This window comes from Acinetobacter sp. YH12058 (assembly GCF_013419805.1).
Classification (GTDB): domain Bacteria; phylum Pseudomonadota; class Gammaproteobacteria; order Pseudomonadales; family Moraxellaceae; genus Acinetobacter; species Acinetobacter towneri.
This window is the reverse complement of record NZ_VOZL01000001.1, coordinates 180,779-205,978: the sequence shown is the minus strand read 5'-3', so window position 1 is coordinate 205,978 and position 25,200 is coordinate 180,779. Positions and strand designations below refer to the sequence as shown.

At 39.9% G+C, this 25,200-nt stretch carries 18 protein-coding genes; 10 read left to right on the top strand and 8 right to left on the bottom strand.

The window, feature by feature from the left end:
- The first annotated feature begins 12 nt into the window (after positions 1-12).
- The 5 genes from FTU09_RS01055 to FTU09_RS01035 all read left to right on the top strand — a co-directional run bounded on the left by FTU09_RS01055 (position 13) and on the right by FTU09_RS01035 (position 9,645).
- The gene (locus FTU09_RS01055) at positions 13-4,524 is read left to right on the top strand and encodes a translocation/assembly module TamB domain-containing protein (RefSeq protein ID WP_180079412.1); all 4,512 of its coding nucleotides are present in this window, start codon (positions 13-15) and stop codon (positions 4,522-4,524) included.
- Between the two features lie 114 nt (positions 4,525-4,638).
- A complete protein-coding gene (locus tag FTU09_RS01050) occupies positions 4,639-4,998 on the top strand; it encodes a hypothetical protein (protein ID WP_004973219.1) in 360 nt (119 codons plus the stop codon).
- Positions 4,999-5,200: 202 nt separating this feature from the next.
- Positions 5,201-5,470: a hypothetical protein gene (locus FTU09_RS01045; RefSeq protein WP_004973220.1), complete on the top strand. Its 270-nt coding sequence runs from the start codon at positions 5,201-5,203 to the stop codon at positions 5,468-5,470.
- A gap of 296 nt (positions 5,471-5,766) precedes the next feature.
- Positions 5,767-8,406, top strand: coding sequence for a bifunctional aconitate hydratase 2/2-methylisocitrate dehydratase (locus FTU09_RS01040; protein WP_096900892.1), 2,640 nt, complete (start codon positions 5,767-5,769; stop codon positions 8,404-8,406).
- 507 nt (positions 8,407-8,913) lie between these two features.
- Positions 8,914-9,645 (top strand): hypothetical protein, encoded by a 732-nt coding sequence (locus FTU09_RS01035; RefSeq protein ID WP_179988640.1) that lies wholly within the window; start codon positions 8,914-8,916, stop codon positions 9,643-9,645.
- Between the two features lie 114 nt (positions 9,646-9,759).
- On the opposite strand, the gene FTU09_RS01030 is transcribed toward FTU09_RS01035, so the two are convergent.
- Complete coding sequence (locus FTU09_RS01030; RefSeq protein WP_180079411.1) at positions 9,760-10,917, bottom strand: hypothetical protein; 1,158 nt, start codon at positions 10,915-10,917, stop codon at positions 9,760-9,762.
- Positions 10,918-11,288: 371 nt separating this feature from the next.
- On the opposite strand from FTU09_RS01030, the gene pepN reads away from it, so the two are divergent.
- The 3 genes from pepN to FTU09_RS01015 all read left to right on the top strand — a co-directional run bounded on the left by pepN (position 11,289) and on the right by FTU09_RS01015 (position 16,621).
- On the top strand, positions 11,289-13,898 hold the full coding sequence (gene pepN / locus FTU09_RS01025) for an aminopeptidase N (RefSeq protein ID WP_179988639.1): 2,610 nt from the start codon (positions 11,289-11,291) through the stop codon (positions 13,896-13,898).
- Between the two features lie 661 nt (positions 13,899-14,559).
- Positions 14,560-15,912: a glutathione-disulfide reductase gene (gene gorA, locus FTU09_RS01020; protein WP_096900890.1), complete on the top strand. Its 1,353-nt coding sequence runs from the start codon at positions 14,560-14,562 to the stop codon at positions 15,910-15,912.
- A gap of 490 nt (positions 15,913-16,402) precedes the next feature.
- Positions 16,403-16,621 (top strand): hypothetical protein, encoded by a 219-nt coding sequence (locus tag FTU09_RS01015; protein WP_004973244.1) that lies wholly within the window; start codon positions 16,403-16,405, stop codon positions 16,619-16,621.
- A gap of 159 nt (positions 16,622-16,780) precedes the next feature.
- On the opposite strand, the gene FTU09_RS01010 is transcribed toward FTU09_RS01015, so the two are convergent.
- The gene (locus FTU09_RS01010) at positions 16,781-17,227 is read right to left on the bottom strand and encodes a universal stress protein (RefSeq protein WP_131262018.1); all 447 of its coding nucleotides are present in this window, start codon (positions 17,225-17,227) and stop codon (positions 16,781-16,783) included.
- A gap of 50 nt (positions 17,228-17,277) precedes the next feature.
- Complete coding sequence (locus tag FTU09_RS01005; RefSeq protein WP_004973248.1) at positions 17,278-17,727, bottom strand: universal stress protein; 450 nt, start codon at positions 17,725-17,727, stop codon at positions 17,278-17,280.
- Between the two features lie 315 nt (positions 17,728-18,042).
- Here FTU09_RS01005 and FTU09_RS01000 point away from each other — a divergent pair, with 315 nt between their 5' ends.
- Positions 18,043-19,014 (top strand): alpha/beta hydrolase, encoded by a 972-nt coding sequence (locus FTU09_RS01000; RefSeq protein ID WP_179996419.1) that lies wholly within the window; start codon positions 18,043-18,045, stop codon positions 19,012-19,014.
- Between the two features lie 44 nt (positions 19,015-19,058).
- Here FTU09_RS01000 and FTU09_RS00995 read toward each other — a convergent pair whose 3' ends face one another.
- The 4 genes from FTU09_RS00995 to FTU09_RS00980 form a co-directional block, all read right to left on the bottom strand.
- Positions 19,059-20,234 (bottom strand): benzoate/H(+) symporter BenE family transporter, encoded by a 1,176-nt coding sequence (locus tag FTU09_RS00995; protein ID WP_180060908.1) that lies wholly within the window; start codon positions 20,232-20,234, stop codon positions 19,059-19,061.
- 83 nt (positions 20,235-20,317) lie between these two features.
- On the bottom strand, positions 20,318-20,980 hold the full coding sequence (gene leuE / locus FTU09_RS00990; protein WP_004973255.1) for a leucine efflux protein LeuE: 663 nt from the start codon (positions 20,978-20,980) through the stop codon (positions 20,318-20,320).
- A 96-nt stretch (positions 20,981-21,076) separates the two neighbouring features.
- Positions 21,077-22,063, bottom strand: coding sequence for a transaldolase (tal, locus tag FTU09_RS00985; RefSeq protein ID WP_136144603.1), 987 nt, complete (start codon positions 22,061-22,063; stop codon positions 21,077-21,079).
- 89 nt (positions 22,064-22,152) lie between these two features.
- Positions 22,153-23,043 carry a LysR family transcriptional regulator gene (locus FTU09_RS00980; RefSeq protein WP_004973259.1) on the bottom strand — a complete coding sequence of 297 codons (891 nt, stop codon included), beginning with the start codon at positions 23,041-23,043 and terminating at the stop codon, positions 22,153-22,155.
- A 107-nt stretch (positions 23,044-23,150) separates the two neighbouring features.
- Here FTU09_RS00980 and aceI point away from each other — a divergent pair, with 107 nt between their 5' ends.
- Positions 23,151-23,579: a chlorhexidine efflux PACE transporter AceI gene (gene aceI / locus FTU09_RS00975; RefSeq protein WP_179997367.1), complete on the top strand. Its 429-nt coding sequence runs from the start codon at positions 23,151-23,153 to the stop codon at positions 23,577-23,579.
- Positions 23,580-23,680: 101 nt separating this feature from the next.
- Here the strand turns inward: aceI and FTU09_RS00970 are convergent, their stop codons facing one another.
- Positions 23,681-25,195 (bottom strand): acetyl-CoA C-acetyltransferase, encoded by a 1,515-nt coding sequence (locus tag FTU09_RS00970; RefSeq protein ID WP_180079410.1) that lies wholly within the window; start codon positions 25,193-25,195, stop codon positions 23,681-23,683.
- Between the last annotated feature and the right edge of the window lie 5 nt (positions 25,196-25,200).

Below are 25,200 nucleotides of genomic sequence, written 5' to 3'. Positions count from 1 at the left end.
TTAGAGAACATTATGGCTGAAGTTGAACAGCAACCAGAAACTCCAGTAACGCCACCTAAAAAGCGTCGAATACTCAGGAGTGTTTTACTGTCACTGCTGTTGATGCTGGTTTTATTGGTGTCCGCTTTGGTGGTGATGTTCTCAACAGACCGTGGCTCAAAGTTCTTATTAGACAGCGTATTGCAGCGCCAAGAAATTATTCATTATGAATATGAAGGCGGTAATTTATGGCGCGGGATTATTCTGCGCAATATCATCGTCAGTTTAAAACCTGTTGATGTCAAAATTGACCGTGCCGATGTCATTCTTGGTTGGCGTGCCATTTTAGATAAAGAAATCCATCTCAATCGTGCCGATGTGCGTAATCTGCGGATTTATCCGAAAGGCCCACCAAGTGATGATCCATTCAAATTCAATGAAATTCGCTTACCTTTTGTTTTGTGTTTAGATACTGCCGATGTCGATCATTTATTGATTCAAACCGCCTCTGGTACGCAGGTCGATTTTTACGATATTCATTTAAATAATGCCTTGTGGTCGGGTACAGAACTGAAATTTGAAGATTCCAATATGGATATGGGATATTTGAATGTACGCAATGCCACAGGCGATATGAAATTTGAAGGTAAATATCCGCTTAATGTGGTGGGTGATTTAAATATTCCCTCTTTACATGACAGCTTAAATATTCACGATATTAAAGTGGTGGGTAAAGGCACACTCGACACGATTCAGGCGGGTGTTGCAACAAATACGCCTGACTTGCTCACGGGATGGGTGGTGCTGCATCCAATGCGTAAGCAAGTGCCAATGTTTGGTGAGTTACAATTTAAAGACTACCGTTGGCCTATTTTGACCGAGCAGGAGCTTTTTACCCAAGCAGGTGCAGCCAAATTTAAAGGTGATATCAAGCGTTTAGATATTGATGTCAATACAGATTTGAGCGGTAAACACATTCCTAAAGGTCAATATACAGGTTTGATGTATACCGACTTAGTTCATCAACTGAATATCAGCAATTTAAATGCACAACTTATGCAAGGTGCTGCCAATGTAGCGGGCATTGTCAGTTGGGATAAAAAAGTCAATTGGGATTTAACAGGACGTCTGGATAAAATTAATCCTAAAGATCCACTAATTCCTCAAGTGGTCAAAGACTTTTTACCGCCAAGTTTAGATGCCAATTTAGCATCTAAAGGTCATTTGGAAAAAGGCACACACTTAACTGCACAAGTCGATTTTGACCAATATGAAACTTGGAATTTAAAACTCGATCAAAAACCTGCGCAGGGCAAAGCGGCAAATCCGATGTTGCTTGATGTGCGCTGGAACAACATAGACCGTGCTGTGCCGTATGTGGGTTGGTTAAAAAGTGAATTGGGTGATGTGCAAATGGCCTTGGTAGAAGGTCAGCAAGATATTTTTGTGGCGACCAAAGTCAGCACACATGAAAAAACCATGTTACCTGCAGGTATGTACCAAGCTAAACTGAATTTAAAGAATAATCGCTTAAATATTCCTAATTTTAAATTTGATACCGCAGATAGTCATTTGGCAGGCAGCGCCGTCATTGATTTACCAACCGACAAACGTCAGTTGAAATGGAATGCAGTATTGGCTGCGAAAAACTTTAATCCGCAAAGTATCAGCACCGCAGCACCTGTTAATGTGTTAAATGGGCAGTTTAAAGCCAATGGTTTTGCATTGCCGAATCAGCAAATTATTCATTTGAAAGATATTAATTTGACAGGGCGTTTGGTCAATCAAAATGAAAACGTACATTTAACTGGGCAAAGCACCATCGCTTTATTGTTCCATGATGTGAAAGCTGGTGGTGGCTTTAAAAGTTTTGCCGTGAATTATGATGGTGGGTTAAATGCTAGTGCGATTCAAGGCAGTGAAGGACATTTAAAACTGAAATTATCGGGTACGCCCGAACTAATTAAAATTAGCGACTTACGCCATAATGGTGTTGCAGGGCAAATTGTGGCGGATGGTTTGCTGCATTTGAATAATGGCATAGGTTGGAATTTAAATGCCTCATTAATTCGCTTTAAGCCGCACTATTTTGTGTCCAGTGTGCGTGGTGAATTATCGGGCAATATCCGCACTCAAGGTATTTGGTCAGACACTCAAAAACGGATCAACATTGAACATCTGAATTTGGCAGGCATGCTCAATAATAAACCTGTACGTGGTACGGGGAATTTAGCCATGTTGATTGATGCCAATCAAAAAGGCTTTTTACCTCAACAGTTTGAAGCCAATAATCTATTTTTGTCTTATGCCAAAAATCAGTTACAAGCAACGGGCAATGCACAAAATCTGCGTATTAAAGTCAATGCGCCTGCTTTATACGAAATCTATTCGGGTTTGCGTGGACGTGCTTATGGCTATATCAATGTGCAGTCGCAGCCACGCTTACAAGCCACCGCCAATTTTGCAGTTGATCAGTTCAGCCTCAATAATATTTTCAGCGTGCGTAAGTTGCGCTTACAAGGTGAATTGCCAACTTCTGAAAATACGCCAACGCTGATGACGGCATCCATGGAAAATTTACGCAGTGGTAACCGTGGCATTGAGCAAGGGCAGATTTCTTTAGCAGGCACACGTCAGGCGCATATTTTAAAACTGGAAGCTGAAAATAAGTTGAGTAAGTTTTATGTGCAATTGGCGGGTGGTTTAAATGCACAAAATGATTGGATGGGACAAATTCAGAAAGGGGATTTTGACTCCTTAAGAACCCATTTGGCACAGCGCCAAAACGCGGCCGTGATATATCAACATAGAACCAGTGAGTTGTATGTTGGTGCGCATTGTTGGATGAGTCAGCAAAGCCAATTGTGTTTTGATCAACCTATTCGTGTGAGTAAAACCAAAGCCAATGCATCATTTGTGACTCAAAACTTAGACTTAAATGACTTTTCTGCATTTATGCCTGAAGGTTTGGCGATTACAGGCAAGGTTAATGGGTATGCCAAAGCGGCGTGGGCAAAAGGACAGAAGCCAAAAATTGATGCACATTTGGTCACGCGTGATGGCGTCATTGGACTTGCTGCGGACGATCCACAAGATATAGGCTCAACCTTGCGCTATGAACAAGTGGCTGTGGTCGCAAAAAGCATTGCCGAAGGCTTGAAATTACGCATAGATGTGAAAACACCTGAAATTGGTACAGGTTATGCCAATGTGCTGATTGATCCTTACACTAAAAACATGCCAATGCGCGGTGAAATTGCCTTTGATCAGGTACAACTTAAAGTTTTTAAACCGTTTATTGCCGATGTGCGCTCAATGGCAGGCATTTTGTCCTTTGCTGGCAAGGTCAATGGGACTTTAACTTCACCATTGCTGACGGGTGAAATGCGCCTGAAAGATGGTGCGATCAGCATGATTTCTTTACCTGTAAATCTGACCAATGTGCAGGTCTACTCCTCTATCCGCCAAGATCAGGCCAGTATTAATGGCGCATTTAACAGCGGTGGTGGTGTAGGGCGTTTAACAGGCAGTGTAGATTGGAAAAATGATCCGCGTATTCAGTTAAATTTAAACGGTAAAGATTTATTGATTCGTCAAGCACCGCTGATTACTGCAATGATTACGCCAGATGTATCCTTAGATGTTTTACCTTTCCAGAAAAAACTGAGTTTAAAAGGCCGTGTAGATGTACCACGGGCTTTAATTTCTATGCCTGAAGTATCGGCACCTGTGGTTAACGTTTCTTCGGATGTGCGTGTGGTGCATGAAGGACAAGATCAACTGGCATTGTTACGTTCAGCTCGTCCGTGGGATATTCGTGCCGATCTTGAACTGAATTTGGGTGATCGAGTTATTTTCCAAGGTTTTAATAGCCGTATTCCATTGATTGGACGTTTGTATTTATCTCAACGTGGTTTAGAAACTGCGATGCGTGCCAATGGTGCGATTGGGGTAAGTCAGCGTGTGAAAATTGAAGCTTACGGACAAAGTCTGGATTTAAACCGCGCTATTGCACGGTTTAATGGCCCAATATCTAACCCAACTTTAGACATGGATGCCAATAAAAACGTACAGGGCAGCATGGTCGGCTTTAGGGTCACAAGCACAGCCAGCAGTCCGAACATTCAGGTCTATAACGATGCAGGCTTATCTGAACAAGAAGCATTAAATGCCTTGATTACAGGTCGTATCAATGAAGGTACTAGTGGTTTGAGTCAGACTGAAAGCTTTAAGTCTGATGTCAATAATACCATTGCCGCGGCAGGGATTAGTATGGGCTTAGGTGGTACTCGTGCCTTGACCAATCAAATTGGACGTACCTTCGGTTTAAGTGGTTTGGCACTTGATGCCCAAGGTACAGGCGATGATACCCAAGTCAGTTTGACGGGTTATATCACCCCAGACTTGTTTATTCGTTATGGCGTGGGGGTTTTCACACCTGTCAATAAGTTGACTTTGCGTTATCAAATGAATAAACGACTGTATTTGGAAGCTAGTCAAGCTTTAGAACGCGCCGTGGATATTTTCTATAACTGGCGCTTCTAACGGCAACTTCACTTAAAAATGCGTTCAATCAGAGCGCATTTTTTAAGCTTGTACATGGATAGTTTCGTATTTATGCAAACTTTTGATTATCATAAGCACAACAGGAGAGCTTCAATGAAAAAGATTTTGGTGGTGACTGCAGTGCTTGCATTAATGGGCTGTGCAGAAAAGAAACCCTTAACCCCTGAAGAACAATGGCAAGGCTATTGCCGAAGTGTTGGCAATGCTGCGCGTACCATCATGCTAGATCGTCAAAATGCGATTGAAAAAGAACGTGCGATTGAGCATGCCAATAAAATTGAAGATGACATTACTCGTAATTTTATTTTAGAGATTATTGAGCAAGTCTATGCATTGCCACTTGAAGAAATTAATGGTGATGTTGATGCGGCACGTGAAAAAGTCCGTACGCAATTTACTGAAAAATGTATCGCGACACCGCATGATAAAATGCCTGATTACAAGCCGTTCTAAAAGAACGGTTTTTTTATGAATTAAAATCGAAATATGTTTTAAGGTTTTACTGTCTTTTACCAAGAAATAGCCTAAGTAAATCAAACGTCTAAAACTAAAATAATCAACAAATAAATTGTGACAAGTTCTAAATCTTAAAACTGGCAAAGCTTATCCTTTTCATGAATAATTAAAAAGATAACAACAACAGTAGGAGCGCATAATGGAAGTGGTTGCTTACCTGCATAATGCAGATTTGCTCTTAGAAGATGAACAAGGTGTCGCAGTGATTGGCGGCAGTCATTATGTTTTAAGTTTAGGTGATCGGGTGTATTTACGTCAGCAAATTGATGCACCTGCAAAGATATATCAAGTTCAAATTTCGTTTACCAGTGCAGAACATTGCATGCTGCATGAAGATGAAATTCAACTCAAGTTTGAAGGTAGTCGTGAACAATTACAGCACTATCTTCAAGCTACGACAGTACACTAAGGTGGAATATCATTCATTCATTAGAACAGGCAACATGAGCGTTGCCTTTTTTACGAGTTAAACTTTAGGCGAAAAGTTAGTGTACATACAGACAAAGTTAAAATTAAGTCGTGTTTTGCCTGTAAATTGAACAATATGCGCATCATTTAGTTATAAAATAATGGGCATCACAAAGAAACACTCTAGTTGCATTAACTTTTAACCTGAAGTTTAGTAAAATTTTGCAGTCCATATTGTTTGTGATGCTTTAAAAGCAGGAATTCACAAATAATTTTTTAAAAAAGAGGAATAACACCGTGCTAGAAGCTTACCGCCAACACGTTGAAGAACGTGCCGCACTCGGAGTCCCACCGAAGCCACTTGATGATGTGCAAACAGCTGCATTAGTTGAATTATTAAAAAATCCACCAGCAGGCGAAGAAGCTTATTTGGTTGATTTGATTGAAAACCGTGTACCTGCAGGTGTTGACCAAGCGGCATACGTTAAAGCTGCTTTCTTAGCTGCTGTAGCAAAAGGTGAAGCAACCTCTCCACTCGTTTCTAAAGAGCGCGCAGTTTACTTACTAGGTACAATGCTTGGTGGTTATAACGTAGCACCTTTAGTAGAGCTTTTAGACAATGCTGAATTGGCTGGCTTAGCAGCTGAAGCATTGAAAAACACTTTGCTTGTATTTGATGCGTTCCATGACGTAGCAGACAAAGCAAAAGCAGGTAACGAAAACGCGAAAGCAGTTTTACAATCTTGGGCTGATGCTGAATGGTTCACTAGCCGTAAAGATGTACCTGAAGAAATCAAACTTACAGTGTTTAAAGTTACTGGCGAAACCAACACTGACGACTTGTCACCTGCACAAGACGCATGGAGTCGTCCAGACATTCCATTGCACGCAAATGCAATGTTGAAAAACGTACGTGATGGCATCAACCCAGAAGTTCCTGGTGAAGTTGGTCCATTAAACCAAATCAAAGACCTTATCGCGAAAGGCAACCAAGTTGCTTACGTGGGTGACGTTGTTGGTACAGGTTCTTCTCGTAAGTCTGCAACTAACTCTGTACTTTGGTTCTTCGGTGATGAAATCGCGCACATTCCAAACAAAAAAGATGGCGGCTACTGCTTAGGTGGTAAAATTGCGCCAATCTTCTTTAACACAATGGAAGATGCGGGTGCTTTACCAGTAGAAATCGACGTTTCTAATATGAACATGGGTGATGAAATCACTCTTAAAATCGACCATGCTGCTGCTAAAGTAACAGCGTTCAAAGACGGCGCACAAATCGCTGAATCTGAACTTAAAACTCCAGTGCTTCTAGACGAAGTACGTGCAGGCGGTCGTATTAACTTGATCGTTGGTCGTGGTTTGACAGCTAAAGCGCGTGAAGCTTTAGGTCTTGCACCATCTACTTTGTTCCGTACTCCAGTACAACCTGAAAACACAGGCAAAGGCTTCACTCAAGCTCAAAAAATGGTAGGTCGCGCTTGTGGTCTTCCAGAAGGTCAAGGTGTTCGTCCAGGTACTTACTGCGAACCTAAGATGACTACTGTTGGTTCTCAAGATACAACAGGTCCAATGACACGTGACGAATTAAAAGATTTAGCTTGTTTAGGTTTCTCTGCAGACTTAGTAATGCAATCTTTCTGTCACACAGCTGCGTATCCAAAACCAGTTGACGTTCAAATGCAACACACGCTTCCTGACTTCATCATGAACCGTGGTGGTGTTTCTTTACGTCCAGGTGACGGTATTATCCACTCTTGGTTAAACCGTATGCTTCTTCCAGATACAGTAGGTACTGGTGGTGACTCGCATACTCGTTTCCCAATTGGTATTTCTTTCCCAGCGGGTTCTGGTCTTGTAGCGTTCGCTGCAGCAACTGGTGTTATGCCACTTGACATGCCTGAGTCTGTACTTGTGAAGTTCAAAGGTAAAATGCAGCCTGGCATCACTTTACGTGACCTTGTACATGCGATTCCTTACTACGCAATTAAAGAAGGTGACTTAACTGTAGAGAAGAAAGGTAAGAAAAACATCTTCTCTGGTCGTATCTTAGAAATCGACTTAACAGAAATGGAAACTGACTTAACAGTTGAACAAGCATTTGAATTGTCTGATGCTTCTGCTGAGCGTTCAGCTGCAGGTTGTTCTATCACACTTTCTGAAGAGAAAGTTGCTGAATACCTTCGTTCAAACATCACCATGCTTAAGTGGATGATTTCTGAAGGTTATGGCGATGCGCGTACTATGGCTCGTCGTGTTGAGAACATGGAAAAATGGTTAGCGAACCCATCACTTCTTAAAGCTGATGCTGACGCTGAATACACTAAAGTGTATGAAATTGACCTTGCAGACATCAAAGAACCAATCCTTTGCTGCCCGAACGATCCAGATGATGCAAAACTTCTTTCTGACGTTCAAGGTGACAAAATTGATGAAGTGTTCATCGGTTCTTGTATGACAAACATCGGCCACTTCCGTGCTGCTGGTAAGTTATTAGACAAAGTTCCTGGTGGTTCTTTATCTACTCGTCTATGGTTAGCGCCTCCAACTCGTATGGACGAGCGTCAACTTATGGAAGAAGGCTTCTACAACACTTATGGTAAAGCGGGTGCGCGTACAGAAATGCCAGGTTGTTCATTATGTATGGGTAACCAAGCACGTGTAGCACCGAACACAACTGTAGTATCTACTTCTACACGTAACTTCCCGAACCGTTTAGGTCAAGGTGCAAACGTTTACTTAGCTTCTGCTGAGCTTGCATCTGTTGCAGCGGTACTTGGTAAGTTACCAACACCAGAAGAATACCAACAGTACGCTTCTCAAATCGACAGCATGTCTGCTGACATCTACAAGTACTTGAACTTTGACCAGATGGAAAGCTACACAGACGCTGCTGCGAATGTAGACACCAAGAAAATTGCTGCTGCTCAGTTGACCTAAGTTAGGAAAAGCAAACGCAAGAGCAAATCTATGATTTGTTCGAGTGTTGAGCGATAAGCAAGATCAAATAAGGGCTGATTATTCAGCCCTTATTTTTATGTGTAAAATTTCAATCTAATAATGAATGACATTTAAAACAGCATAGATTGTGATATTTCAGCTTGCCTAGCTGATTTTAAAAATAGGGGCGTAAGCTATGAAATAAATTAGGATTTAACTTATTAAAACAATATAAATTTGCCTATCAATACCGTTCGTCATAAAATAATGTAAGCTGCGTCACAAAATATAATGGATTAATGCTGGTATTCAATTTTAATTATAATTTTTGGTAAAAACTTTATTGAAATGAACTACTTAGTTTTAATTTTAATGAAATTGGATATTTTTTAATAACTTACTATAATGATTGTAAAATTATGTAATTAAAATGTGTCATATTATTAATGCATTGACCAATTAAAAAAATTTTGCGTCTCTCTTTAAATATGAAACTGGGTTGTTTTTATGAATTTAATAGAAACAGTTTTTGACTTTAAAGCGCTTTCAATGCAGCAGCAATCGTATTTTTTTGAAAAAATTTATCAATTCGATCAAAAAATCTTTCCAAATTCGAGTTTAGAAGAATTTAAAGCCTTTGTTTATGACCCCGATGCAATCGCAGTCACGGTTATTCAATATCATGATCGAGATCAAGTGGTTGGGCAAAATGTTATTCCTTTTATTTTGATTCATTATAATGAACAGCCTATGCATGTGGTCAATTCACGAGCGGGTTTTTTGTCTGAATATCAAAAACAAAATTTGACGATTCCAAGTGCAGTCAAAGCCATGTTGAATCGACGCTTAAAAAATCCATTTATTCCATTGTGGTTTGTGATTAGCATTAATCAACCGAAGATTTATTCTTTGTTTGCTTCGTGTTCTAAAAGTTTTTTCCCAAGAGTCGGGAAAACTATGCCTAAGGAATATCATGAAGTTTTGCAGCTTATGGCGGCACGGTATCCTGAAATTCAAAAGCGCGGTGAAGGCGTATATGTGCATGAAACTCATTCTCCAGCACGAAGTTTTGAGCAACTGATGCATTTGAGAATTCCGCAAGATGTACATTCCAATTTCTTTTTGCAGCACGCGCCTGATTATTTTGATGGTTGGGGCATTATGTGTATTTGTAAATTAGACGGTAAAACTTTATCTGAAACGGCACTCAATTTAGCACTAAACAGAAAAGTGGATTAGGTGCTTATCACATCGAAAAACTGTAATCCTCTGTACGTATCCTGTTGACTCTATACTGCAGTAGATGATGAATTTGGGCAGTGATGGGGTGTAACCATCATCTTCACCAAAGTTTTATTGAGTGAAATAATGATCTTGATGTTTGCAGTTGCGACAAAATAAGGACACATAATTTTCTGCGTCATAATCGACAGTCAGTTCATCCGATCCGCAGTGCATACAGCGTTTAAGTGAATAAAATTTAAGTCGTGCTTCAATTTTTCGCCAAGAACGCCACACAGGTTGAAAGAAAATCCTTTCGTCATAACCCAAAAAGCGGAAGAATAAAATTTCGCTCATATAGCTGAAAGGCAAATTAGGCGGGCGTGGCAGGGTAGAGGTCTCCCATTTTTCAGCCACTGACCGTTCTCGGTATTGCTGCACAGTCTTTTTCAGTAAATTGGTATTAATAAAGTTTTCATTACGCGGTTTGAGTGCTTTTTGTTGGTGTAAAAATTCCAAAGCAGTTTGCACCAAGTAATAAATTTGCCCAACCGCCAAGACATCTAAAAGTCGGTAGCAAAAGCTCTGAAAACTATGGTTGCCCGCAATTTGTATTCCCCAAGTCCGACAATAAAATTGCATAAACTGCACAATCTCTTGATACAGCAATAAATACAGCGCATCTTTGACTTCATCTGCTGTTTTGAACGGTGTGCCCATACTCAGATTTTCATAAAACCAATAACGTAATTGTTGTGCAATGCTGAATAAGCTTGGTTCAGAATAACCATCTAAACGGACATTGATATAATATTGCTGCGCATTTTCCGCAAAATCTTTGGCAATTAATATTTGCTCTTTTAGCAAATGTTTGATCATGCCGTGCTGGAAAAAATAGTTGGGGGTAATATTTAAATACTTGATTTTTTCCCAATCTATAAATTCTTCATGTGGAATATGTTCCTGTGCATGCTGATCTAAAATACTCAATAAAAATAATTTATCTATAAAACGCAGCTGATTTAATTCGCGTTCAGGTGCATCCTGTTTTTTGAATTTTTGTTGTTCTTGCAAGCGGGTTTCCGCCATGATTTTTTTGCGTTGTTGGGTACAGCTTGCGCAATGACAGTTTTGTTGTTGGCTATTTTGAAAGATGCGATGTTCACAATGACTACATTGGTGAAAATTTAATTCCTGCTCATATTGTTCTGCTTCTACCCAATACATAGATGCCTGACACAAAGGGCATAATGTGCTTTCATCTAATTGTTTTTGCAGAATTTGTAGCATTGTGAAATAGAAGCTCAAGTAAATCGTGATATGTCATTATACATGGCTTGTGTACTGAAAAGTGGAAGCTTCTGTGCTTTTGATCATCATCAAAATTAGCCTGTGTTGGTCGTATTTGAAGTGAAGTTGCATATCAAAATATTAAATTTACGCGTAATAGCAATACAGGTATTGATTTAAACAGTCTGCTTTTATGTTACTTGTATAGGATTAATCCAGATAGGATTGAAAAGCTTGGGTTGAGCGCCCATATAAATCAGCATTGTTGAATAAGACTGAAATAGATTGTGCGCAGACAGATGTTGAAAGTTGTCGTATGATCATTGCAACTTTACAAAAACAAGCGCATCGCCACAAAGAATGAGGACAAGATGAATATTGCAGCAAATCCTATGGTTGAAGCCAGCCAAACTATCTATTTAAAAGACTATCAAAAACCTTCATTCTTGGTAGATGCTGTAGAGCTAGATATTCAAGTCTATGCAGATTACACCCAAGTGGGTGCAACATTGAAAATGCAGCGTCAGACTGCAGGCGATTTGGTGTTATTGGGCCGTGATTTAGAATTGAAATCTATTATTTTGAATGGCACGGAATTATCGGAAAGTGACTATCAATTAGATAGTGAGCAGCTTCGCATTGCAAATGCACCTGATCAAGTCACGTTAGAAACCATCGTGATCATTCATCCTGAAAGCAATACGCAACTTGAAGGCTTATATCAGGCAAGTTCTGATTTATTTGTTACCCAAAACGAGCCTGAAGGTTTCCGTAAAATTACCTTCTATCCTGACCGCCCAGACGTATTGTCGGTATTTACCACACGTGTTGAAGCCGATAAAAAATATCCTGTGTTATTGGCAAACGGCAACTTGTTAGAAACAGGTGAAGCAGGCGAAGGTCGTCATTATGCGATTTGGCAAGACCCGACCAAAAAGCCAAGCTATTTATTTGCTTGTGTGATTGGCGATTTGGCAGTCATGAAAGACCATTATGTGACATCTGAAGGGCGTAATGTTGCACTGGAAATTTATGCAGAAGAAAAAGACATTCCAAAATGCAAAATTGCTATGCAAGCGTTAAAACATTCGATGCGTTGGGATGAAGAACACTATGGTCTGCCGTATGATTTAGATAATTATATGATTGTGGCGACCAGTGCCTTCAATATGGGCGCAATGGAAAATAAAGGTCTGAATATTTTCAATACGTCATGTGTATTGGCCGATGAAGAATACACCACAGATGCCGCAATTATGCGCGTACAGTCCGTGATTGCGCATGAATATTTTCATAACTGGACAGGTAACCGTATTACTTGCCGCGATTGGTTCCAGTTGTGTTTAAAAGAAGGTTTAACGGTGTTCCGTGACCAATCTTTCTCTGAAGATTTACAGTCTGCCGCAGTACAGCGTATTGATGATGTGGCGGTGCTCAAAGCACATCAATTCCCCGAAGATTCTGGCCCGTTATCGCACCCGCCACGTCCAGATCATTTTGTAGAAATTAATAACTTCTATACCGCAACAGTCTATGAAAAAGGTGCGGAAATTAACCGCATGATGTCGACTTTACTCGGTAAAGAAAAATTCCGTAAAGGTAGTGATGAATATTTCCGTCGTCATGATGGACAAGCAGTCACGGTTGAAGATTGGGTCAATGCTTTAAGCGCAGGTTCAGGTGTTGATTTATCTAATTTCCTGACTTGGTACAATCAACCAGGCACACCAAAGCTTGAAGTGCAGGGCGAATACGATGCGGCTGCGCAGGTTTATCGTTTAAATTTAAAACAAAGTCTGAAAAGCAATGCCAAATATCCAAACTTAAAAGCATTGCCTATTCCTGTTGCATTGGCATTGTTCAATGCAGAAACAGGCGAGCAATATATTTTGCAGTCTGAAGCTTTGGTTGAAAACTCAGTAAAAGATGGTGTGTATTTGTTTGATCAGGCACAAGCAAGTATTGAATTTAGCGGTATAACTGCGCATCCCGTTGTTTCTTTATTGCGTAATTTTTCTGCACCTGTGAATTTAGAATTTAACTATTCTAATGATGAATTGGCATTTTTAATGCAGCACGAAACCAATGGCTTTAACCAGTGGCAGGCGACTCAGACTCTATTGGAACGTATTTTATTGGAAGAACATGCAGCAGATACTTATTTGCAAGCCATGAAAAATACAGTACCTGCTTTAATTGAAAAAGATCCTTTGTTGGCATCACGTATTTTTGATGTACCTTCTGAAGGCTATTTGGGCAGCCGTATTGATCAAAATTATCAACCTGAAAAAATTCAGCAACAACGCAATGCGCTGTTAGATACATTGGCGCGCGAACTTGGTGCATTCTGCAAAGAAACCTATTTAAGCCTTGATCCAGACATGCAGCAAGATTTCTCTCAGGCAATGGGTGTACGTGCTTTAAAGAATATCATGTTGGCGTTAATGGCACGTCAGGGCGATGCCAAAGCGTTTGAGCTGGCACAGCAGCAATACCATACCACTCGAAATATGTCTGAGCGTTTAGGGGCATTGCGTGTCTTGGTGTGGAATGATGCACCGCAAGCCAAAGCTGCTTTGGAAGATTTTTATACACGTTTTAAAGATGAAGCTTTAGCACTTGATCAATGGTTTATGGTTCAAGCTTCACATCCAAAAGCGACAGCTGAAACCATTCAGGCTTTAACTGCACATCCTGATTATGATTTGGGTACACCTAACCGTATTCGTTCAGTCAGTGGTGGTTTAAATAGCAACCCTGTGAATACATGGAGTTTTGGTGTTCAGCATTTTATTGACTTAGCCAAGTATTTAGATGAGAAAAACCCAATTGTAGGTTCGCGTTTATTGCAGGTGTTGTCGCGTTGGTACACTTTGGCAGAGCCACAACGTAACCAAGTGCAAGCAGCGTTGCTAAATTTGCAGTCTGTGGTGAAATCTAAAAACGTGGTTGAAACCCTAAATAGTATGTTAGAGGTTTAAGTTAAAAAACTAAAAGCCATTTCATCAATTCGTTGAAATGGCTTTTTTGTGGCTGGAATACATTAAAAATAATCTAGCTTAGTCACAGCGAATTTGATATTCATTTTTATAGTTGGTGTAAGTTTCATTTAATTCAGCAAGTAATTTTTTCTCGTTATATTGCCGATCTTCAGGTTTAGAATTTTAAGTACAATTGGCATATATTCATGTTTGTAAATCTGCGTATATTCTTCACAAATAATATGTTTGCGCTCATCTGCAGAATAGTTATCTAAATCGCGAAGCAAGATTTCATTCATTTTGGTATTGATGAGATCGAGTTCATCAAACATGCTTGGGGCTTGATCTGACGGTTGGGATGGGGAACAGCCGAAAGTGATAAAGCTACATATCAGAACGTAAACCCACTGCTTCACATTGACCCCAATGATAAAAAATCAAATTTATATTATAGCCTTAAAAGCGTAAAATTTAAGTGAATAGTCAGTTTTATTGGCAGTGAAATCAATTGAATGACAGTGTGTCGATTTTGTGTATTTAGACAATATGGCTGACTTGGGAAATGCAGTTTTATGTGTTAGTTTTGATGAAAATGAATGTTTTTCTGCGCTGAATTTCTGCAGATGAGTATCTAAAAAATCACGAAAAATTGAGGCATGAAATGGCTAAACATTATGACTATTTGGTAATTGGGGCAGGAAGTGGTGGTATTGCTTCGGCCAATCGCGCGGCGCAATATGGTAAAAAATGTGCATTAATTGAAGTTGCAGATTTGGGCGGGACTTGTGTCAATGTGGGGTGTGTGCCTAAAAAAGTGATGTGGTATTCTGCGCAAATCGCCGATGCTATTCAAAAATACGGCCCAGATTATGGTTTTAATACTGAATTAAAATCGCATGATTGGAATACGTTAATTCAAAATCGTCAAGCTTATATTCAGCGTATCCATGCATCGTATCAATCAGGTTTAGCTAAAAACAATGTTGATGTGATTCAGGGCTTTGCTCGTTTTGTAAATGAAAAAACAGTTGAAGTAAATCAGCAGCAATACACTGCAGATCACATTTTAATAGCCACAGGAACTGAGCCAACACGTCCAGATATTGAAGGGGCAGAGCTAGGAATTGATTCAAACGGTTTCTTTGAATTGCAACAATTACCAAAACGCACGGCAATTGTCGGTTCGGGTTATATTGCCGTAGAGTTAGCAGGTGTTTTAAATGGGTTGGGTTCAGAAGTTGGATTGTTTATTCGTAAACAATTGCCGCTGCGTAGTTTAGATCAATTTTTAGGTGAAACATTACTTGAATGTATGCGTGATGAACATATCCAAGTGCATACGCAAGCCATTCCAAAGAAAGTCACTCGCCAAGCGGATCAGTCTTTGTTATTACATCTTGAAGATGGTTCACAGCATGAGGTCGATTGTCTGATTTGGGCAGTTGGACGTAAACCAAATACACAAGCATTGAACTTGGCTGCTGCAAATGTGCAGATTGATGAAAAAGGATATATCGCAGTAGATCAATTCCAAAATACCAGCCAAGCAGGTATTTATGCGGTGGGCGATATTATTGGAAAAATTGAGCTGACACCCGTTGCTGTTGCCGCAGGACGTAAATTGTCTGAACGTTTATTCAATCACAAACCAAATGAATATTTAGATTATCAAAATGTTGCCACGGTGGTCTTTAGTCATCCGCCTATTGGTACGGTGGGTTTAAGTGAAGCGCAAGCCATTGAACAGTTTGGGCAAGATCAGGTCAAAGTCTATCAATCTTCTTTTACCTCAATGTACACGGCTGTAACTCAGCATCGTCAAGTGTCTAAAATGAAATTGGTCTGCGTTGGTGATGAACAGAAAGTCGTGGGCGTGCATGGTATTGGCTATGGCATGGATGAAATTTTGCAAGGTTTTGCAGTCGCGGTCAAAATGGGCGCGACCAAGCAAGATTTTGACAATACTGTCGCAATTCATCCAACTGCTGCAGAAGAATTTGTGACTATGCGCTAATGGAGTAGCGTAGTCGCACACAAAGAGTATGGGTTAAAAAAATCCATACTCTTTTTTATTTTTGAAATTTGTAGATAAAAAATCAGAAGATAAACGTCAGAAAGATAAAGTTTGTTATCGTTATTTAGTTAGCCTAATAAGAAACCCACCGAAGTGGGCTTGTGCGATCAAACACCATCCATTGTGTTTGGGGTAGATTATCTCACGAAAATGATTAAGGTTTGATTAAGAAATTTTTGTTTTATTAAGTTTATCTTTACAACTTTGTAGTCCATGCTGCAAAGACTTTAAATCTATGTTATAATATAACTTGTACAATAAAAATATCTCTATTCTCTCGTAGTTATTCATCATCATGCTGTGCTGCATTTATTTTCTATGCACTGCAAATTAAGTGTGATGAATGTTGTTGTATTAAAAACTATGCTCAAAATTTTAATTTGAGCTTGATTTGTAAGTTATAAATGAATTGGTGTAAATATTGAAAAAAATGCAAACAATGCTTGCGAAAGCAGTGAATGGTCGCGAAATTATGGTGTCTTTGGTGGCATCAAAGAAAAAGCAAAATACCCGTGATGGTTTTAAATGGGTCGAAGTCGGAAAACATGTGTTGTTGGAATGTGGTCAGGAAATTGAACTGAATTTAGATGGTCGCAGTTTTTATACCGATACGCATGAAATGTTCCGTTTACCGCATCGGGTTAATTAAGTTTTGGTCTGAAATGAATATTCAACCTAGCTAAACTGGATTGCATAATATGTAATTTAGAAAAGCTTTTAAAAGTTTTATCCAGAAAAATCCCGTTCATTGGCGAACGGGATTTTTTTATTTTATCTTTTACTGTGGCAGAGCACAGTTGGTAATGAATTAAACCTTAACAATCAAAACAGGAACAGGAGACTGAGTCAGTACGTTTTGGGCAACGCTACCGAGCATCATCTTTTTCACTCCAGTACGGCCATGCGAACCCATAATAATCAGGTCAGCACCAATTTCATTGGCAATTTGTACAATCCCTTCAGAGGCTGCAACACCGCGGATAATTTTGGTATCTATCGAGATACCTTCACGGCTAAAGGATTGCTGAATTTCAGCCAAACGATTTTGTGCATTTTGTTCAGCCTGCATGAAATAATCGGTAATTGCTGGTGCAACTTTGTAGAAGTCCACGCCTACAAAAGGATCAACTGCAATTACACTCATAATAGTAACAGGGCAATTTAGATCTTTTGCCAATGAAAGTGCTTGTTCGGCTGCAGCATAAGACATAGGTGACTCATCTACTGGAACAAGTAAGTGTTTATAAGTGGTCATGGCAAATCCTTATTAAAAATTTATGATGAAAATATGGCTTAAAATAGTGATTAAGCTTTAACTACAAGCACAGGTAATTCTGTATGACGTAATACGTCTGTGGCAAAGCTACCCAATAATAATTTTTGGAAACCTTTACGACCATGTGAACCCATCACAATCACATCGGCATTTAAGTCTTTCGCAGTTTTGATTACACCTTCAGCAGATACCAAACCCTCAACCACGCGAGTTTCTGCATTTACACCCACTGCTTTCGCAATTTCATCTGCTTCTTTTAATGCCTTTTGTGCATTGGCTGTCGCTTGCACAAAGTATTCTTTCATAATGGCAGATGAATAATTATAGTAAAAGTCAGAATCAGTAAATGGGTCTTCCGCAACAAGGCTAATTAAGGTGAGTTTACTGTTAAATACTTTGGCAATTTCAGCTGCATGTTTGACCGCTGAAAAAGAAATTTGTGAACCATCTACAGGGACTAAAATATTTTGGTACGACATGCGGGTAACTCCAGAAATTATGATTATGTGCCTTACACTTTATTGATAGCATATAGTCTATACAGGTTCAATTTAAAATCTGAAAAAAGATTGATAATTCATTTAATTACCCGCCAAATTTGCTGAAAGAAAAGATAAGCTGAAGATGATGAAATTGCTCAACTCAACGGCAAGGCTATACGATAAAATAAGCTGCTAAATTTGCAAAAATAAATAGACCTTCATAATTTAATTTTAAATTACTTGGGTTTGAATTGGGCGTATGAATCTTGAGGGAAATGTGGTTTGAAAATAATTTGGATGTTGCTGTGTTTTATGTTGTTAAGTGCTTGTCAAACCACGCAGCAGAACAATCGAATCATTGCTAGTGCATTTAATCTCACCACAGGCTTGCAGCAGAAAATCATGGATCGCTATGCACCCAAAAATATACAAGTGCAACATGATATTGTGTATGCAACGCAGCCTAATTTGAGTTTTGACTTGTATCAAAACAGTCAATTGCAAGATTTAGCCGCACGCCCGACAATTGTCTGGATTCATGGTGGTGGCTGGATTGCGGGCTCAAAAGCACATGCACGTGGCTATTTTAAATTATTAGCCGCGCAGGGCTTTAATGTAATTGCAGTACAATATCAATTCGCCCCGCATGCAACTTATCCTACTCAGTTGCAACAAATTGATCAGGCTTTAAATTACATCACGCAACATGCAGAAAAGTATCAGCTTAATCCACAACAATTATATTTGGCAGGTGATTCTGCAGGGGCGAATTTAGCTAGCCATTATGCCGCATTATTGAGTAATCCTGCATTTGCACAGCAGTCTAATTTACAACCGACTATTCAGCACAAACAACTTAAAGGGCTGATTTTGCACTGCGGGATTTATGATCTAAAAGCGTTTGTTGAAACTGCGCCAGATGAAATGAATATCGTAGAGTGGGGTGTTTATAATTTGGTGCAGGCTTACACGGGAGATCGGAAACAGGACAGTGAATTTCTGAAGAATATTTCGCCTATTCAACATTTAACGGCAAACTATCCTGCGGTATTTATCAGTGGTGGTAACAAAGACTTTTTAACAGAAACTCAATCTATGCCGATGCTGCATGCTTTACAGCAACAGCAGATTCCTGTGACGACAGCATTTTATCCAGATACAAAAGCATGGTTAATTCACGAATATCAATTTTTTATGCACCAAAAAGAAAGCCAGCAAACTTTTGCTAAAACAGTAGAATTTATCCGAAGCACAGCAGACCCTAATGTATCGCGCATACAATAAATCAATACGATGCTTCTGAAAAAGTGTTTTAATCGCTTAGTTATTTAGCTTTTGCTTTGTTTAAACTTTGAAACTGCCAAAACCACACAACCAAAAATCAGTCCCCAGAATGCAGAACCAATACCAAAAAACTGCACCCCAGAAGCACTAAATAAAAAGGTCAATAAAGCGGCTTCACGTTCTGAAACGTGCTGAAAGGCGAGGGCAATGTTGTGTCCAATAGTACCGAGCAGTGCAATTCCTGCCAAAGCTGTAATAAAAACAGCAGGGAATGACATCAGTAAACTGGTAAGCGTTGCCGCAAATATCCCCATCAAGATATAAAACAAACCGCAGCTAATCCCCGCAATATAGCGTTTACTTGCATCGGGATGCGATTGATCATCTAAGCTAATAGCAGCACTGATGGATGCGATATTGACACTAAAACATCCAAATGGCGCGAAAATCGCTTGTGCTGTGCCTGTCCAACCAATTAAGTGACGTACATTTGGGTTAAAGCCATAGCTTTTGATCATGGCAAGACCGGGCAAATATTGCGATGCCATATTAATGACAAACAAAGGCAGGGCTAAACCTAAAATGGCAGACCAACTTAATTCGGGTTGCATCCAAACAGGTTGCGCAATACTCCATTGCACACTGGGCATTTGAAATTGTAAGAAGATTGGGCATAACGCGACCCCAATCAATACAGTTAAAACAATGCTATAACGCGGGCTAAATCGTTTTGCCAATACATAGGCTGCCAATAAAGACAAAATAAATGCCCATGCTTCTTGCAGACTGGTAAATAGGGCAATTCCAAATTTAAGCAGCACACCTGCCAACATGGCGCTGGTTAAACTCTGTGGAATATAAGTCAGTACCTTTTCAAAAATACCCAAAAAGCCAAGAACTGCTGTGAGTACGCCACAAAACAAAAATGCGCCAATTGCTTCGTGTAAGCTATAACCGCTGCCCGTGGCGATAATCAGTGCCAAGCCTGCGGTAGACCATGAGGTCGCCACAGGATATTTAAATTTCCAAGATAAAATCAGCCCGCTTAGACCAATACCTAAACCCAACGCCCAAAACCAAGAGCTGATTTGCTCAGCACTTGCGCCTAAAATTTGTGCTGCCTGAATGACTAAAACCGCGGAAACACTAATACCGACCAAGAAGGTAATAAAACCTGCAAATACTGCAGGCACAGAGAAGTCATTTAAAAGTTTTTGCATGCTTTCTTAGACATATTTTCTATAATTTATGAACAGATCATACACATTTGAACAAATAGTCAAAAGTGTTTTTTATACTTTTTTTATAGCGTTGAGCTTGCCAGTCTAAAGCCAAAACCGCAGAACAAAATACCAATGCTTGCAACGCAAATGGCTGCAATTTTATAGCGTTGATTGAAATAACTGGCTAATTTGACTCCTGAAAAAATCAAGATAGATAAATAACCCATGCTAATGATTTGTAGGACGATGGCTAAAACAGCAAAGCTCAGCATCGGGTAGGTGTAATCAGGATTGACGAATTGCACAAAAAAAGACAAATAAAACAAAATTGCTTTTGGGTTAATAACGCTAATCATTAAAGCAGTTCGGTAGGGATGAACCCGTTCAGTTGTATTGCTCGTTGCTGTTGTAGAAAGATTGGCGTGCGAAGTTCTGGTTTGTGGAAACCATGTTTTATAGGCTGCAATCAGTAGTTTAATACCTAAATAGCCTAAGTAGAGCGCACCAACTACTTTTAATAAGGTGAATAGCCATGGAAAAGCATGCAATAATGAGGCTGCCCCTAAAATGGTGCACACAATTAAAATCAGATCACCCGTAAATACACCGAAAGCAGCTGCATAGCCTGTGCGTATCCCAAAGCGTGAAGCCACTGACATGACATAGAGTGAGTTTGGGCCAGGCAAGAGCACAATTAAGGTTGTGCCAATTATAAAAGTGCTGAGGTCACTAATACCAAACACGCAAACTCACCTAAATAAAAACCGATGTTGCAGTATAACAACATCGGTTTTGTGGCTTAGTAAAAATTTTGGAATTTTACTGGGATAGGTTAAAGCTTAAGCTTTAATCTCTGCATCTAAGCCGAAAGACTGGCGTAATAGGGTGGCAAGTTGCTCACGCGCTTTAATAAAGCCATCAATGCCGCCTTGTAACAATTGGAACGCCATCAAATCTGCCTCAAGTTGCGCTTTGAATTGTTCCTTTTCAATTGCTGCCAGTGGTTCAGCTTGAACTTGAATGCCATTGGTCGATAACGCTGCAGCGACTTCTCGTTCATCAGCTTCAAGTTCTGCCAATAAATTTGGTGCAACGGTCAATAAATCACAACCAGCTAAAGCCAAAACCTGATCAATACTACGGAAACTCGCGCCCATAATTTCAGTTTGTACTTGATGCTGTTTATAGAATTGATAAATTTTCTTCACCGAAAGTACACCCGGATCTTTTTCAATAGGGTAGTACATGACATTTTCAGCTTTTTTATACCAATCTAAAATACGACCCACAAATGGTGAAATCAACGTCACTTTGGCATCTGCACAAGCATGTGCCTGATGTAAACCAAACAATAAGGTTAAATTGGTGTGAATGCCTTCGGCTTCCAACACTTTCGCCGCTTGAATGCCTTCCCATGTCGATGCAATCTTAATCAAAATGCGGTCTGAATGAACACCATAAGCTTGGTACAGTGCTAAAAGTTCTTTGGCTTTGGCAATGGTCGCATCAGTGTCATAAGACAAAGAAGCATCCACCTCAGTCGAAACACGACCTTCAATCAGCTTTAAAATTTCTACACCAAATTTGACCGTTAAAATATCAATGCTGCGCTCAACCAATAGATCATTTGTATAACCTTCAGCTTTGGCTTGCTCAAATGCAGCTTCAATCAACGCTTTATTTTCAGGTTGATTTGCAGCCGCCGTAATGAGTGATGGGTTGGTGGTCGCATCCAAAGGACGAAACTTTTCAATCGCAGCCAAGTCACTACTATCTGCAACAATGGTGGTTAAGTTTTTTAGTTGATTTAAGGCTGTCTGTGTCATTCGAGATCTAGTTCTTAGGTTATTGCTTATACATTCAGTTATATCACAAACAGCTTTTAACCCAAGTACCAAGTAAGAGGGTTTGTGGATTATTTACCAGTTTTTCTCAGATTTCGGACGTGATTAATCAAAAAATGAGCAGCAGCGCCCAATTGATGTTCTCGGCTCCAGACCAAATCGACAAAATATTCAAATTTTGGGGTGAAATCTAGCAGCTGTAAAATTTTTAATTCGTGTTGTAGTTCAGGATGTTCATTCAGCATTTCCAAGGGCAAGACACCCCAGCCTAAACCCTGCTTAATCATACTGCAGGCAGAATGATGATTATCGGTACGCCAATAGTGCTTAGAAAATAACAACTCGGGTTTAATCTGCCGATCACGGCTCGCCACTACAATTTGCCGATTTTGTAAAATCTGTTCAAAACTGACTTGATCAGATTCAGCCAGCGGTGAATGTCGGGCAGCGACAGGCACTAAAATTTCACGTTTTAATTCCACAAATTGTTCACTGCTTTGTAATTGTTCGCGTTCAAACATAAAGGCCAAGTCCGCTGCTTGAGTCATGAGTAAATGCAGTGCATCTTCTTGTGGCGCAGAGAAAATATTGATCTGCAATTCAGGAAATTGCTGTTCTAGTAACACAATATAATCTGTCCAGCGAGTGTGTAGTAATTCAGACACCACCACAATATTTAAGTGTGCTTCCAGCCCAGAACTGAGCGCAAAAGCATGTTGTTTCCACTGCTTCATTTCTATGAGCAGTTGTTTGCTTTTTTCGTAAAGACTCTGCGCTTGTGGGGTAGGCAAAGGTTCACGCCCAATCCGTTCAAACAGTTTTAGGTCTAAATCAATTTCTAAATTAGCAATGGACATACTAATTGCCGAAGGCACCTTGCCCAATTGGCGTGCAGCTGCAGAAAAAGAACCCGTTTCCATGACAGTAATAAAAATAATCAGCTGATCTTGGTTGATATTCATTATTGGTACTTGATTTATCTTTCAATATTATTGATAGATTCTAACTCGAACATTCAAAACTATGAACATAAAATACTCCTCAGTATTTAACGTCATTGAGTGGGATCATGTTAATTTCCAAGAGAAGATTGCTACATGCGCTGAGCTATGAAGTAGTTTTATTAATTATTATTGCTTTGGCACTTAGTTTTGTATTTGAAATGCCCATGCAAGTTACTGGTGGTTTAGGTATTGCAATGGCAGTGACTTCGGTGCTTTGGAATATGCTGTTTAATCATTATTTTGAAAAGTTTGAAGCCAAACACAAACTCAATAGAACCTTGAAAATACGGGTATTACATGCCGTAGGTTTTGAAGGTGGACTGATGCTCGCGACCATTCCAATGGTGGCCTATGCCTTACAAATGTCGATCGGGCTGGCGATTTTAGTTGATTTGGTGATGACGCTCAGCATTTTGGTCTATACCTTTATTTTCCAATATTGCTATGACCATATTGAGGCTAAATTAGGTTATGCGCCTCAATACCGCACATAAACTAGAAGCGACTACTTGTGTCGTTGCCGTAGGTGCCACACAATAGAAAAAGCCACTTACAAAGTGGCTTTTATTTGAATCTAATTCAGGTTAAGACAGAATTATTTTTCAATAATTGCTGTTACACCTTGACCGCCTGCAGCACAAATTGACACCAATACACGACCAGAACCTTTTTGATTCAGAAGTTTGGCTGCAGTTGCAATAATACGACCACCTGTTGCTGCAAATGGGTGACCTGCCGCTAAAGATGAACCTTTAACGTTCAGTTTGCTGCGATCAATTGAACCTAGAGGTGCTTCTAAACCTAAACGTTCTTTACAGAAGTTTGGATCTTCCCATGCTTTTAAGGTAGACAATACTTGAGATGCAAACGCTTCGTGAATTTCGTAATAATCGAAGTCTTGTAAAGTTAAGCCCGCACGCTCAAGCATACGTGGTACTGCATAAGCAGGCGCCATCAATAAGCCTTCTTTTTTACCTACAAAATCAACTGCTGCAGTTTCTTGGAAAGTCAAATAAGCTAAGACTTCATGACCGTTGGCTTTTGCCCATTCTTCAGATGCAAGCAATACACATGATGCACCATCGGTAAGTGGGGTAGAGTTACCCGCAGTCATGGTACGCGCATCACCTTTACCAAAAGCAGGTTTTAACTTCGCTAGTTTTTCTACAGTAGAATCTGCACGTAAGTTATTGTCACGCTCTAAACCTAAGAATGGTGTGATGAGATCGTCAAAGAAACCTTCGTCATAGGCAGCTGCCATTTTTTGGTGAGATGAAGCTGCTAACTCATCCTGCGCTTCACGAGAGATGCCCCATTCCAACGTAGTAATGGCTTGGTGGTCGCCCATAGATAAACCAGTACGTGGTTCGCCATTACGTGGCGCATCCATCAGGTCTTTAACGTTGATTTTAGTTAATGCTTTTAAGCGGTCTTTACCTGTTTTTGCAATGTTGAGTTCAAGCAAAGCTTTACGTAAACCATCACCAAAGGCAATTGGTGCGTCAGAAGTCGTATCTACACCACCTGCGATACCTACATCAATTTGACCCAAAGCAATTTTATTGGCGACTAAAAATGCAGCTTGCAAACCAGTACCGCACGCCTGTTGTAAATCGTAAGCAGGTGTTTCAGGTGCAAGGGCAGTATTCAGTACGCACTCACGGGTCATATTGAAGTCACGGCTGTGTTTGAGTACTGCGCCAGCAACCACTTCACCTAAACGCTGACCTTGTAAATTGAAGCGTTCAACCAAGCCATTTAATGCTGCTGTAAACATATCTGTATTAGATGCAGTAAAGTAAGCGCCATTAGAACGTGCGAATGGAATACGGTTACCACCGATAATAGCAACGCGGCGAACAGTGTTTTGGCTCATAATTTTATCCTGTTGAACAGAGGTATTGGTATTAGATGGTGCTTTTGTTTGCGTTGAAGCAGTTGTTTTAGCACGGCTGGTCGTGCGGGTACGTGTAGTTTTTGTCGTACTCGTGTTGGAACGGCTTGCAGTGTTAGTACTTTTGCTTGTACGTTTAGTACCAGTTGATGTATTTGACACATTTTCCGTTGCAGAATTTTCCACTGCTGGATTTTCTTGAGTTGTCTTGCTCATAAGGC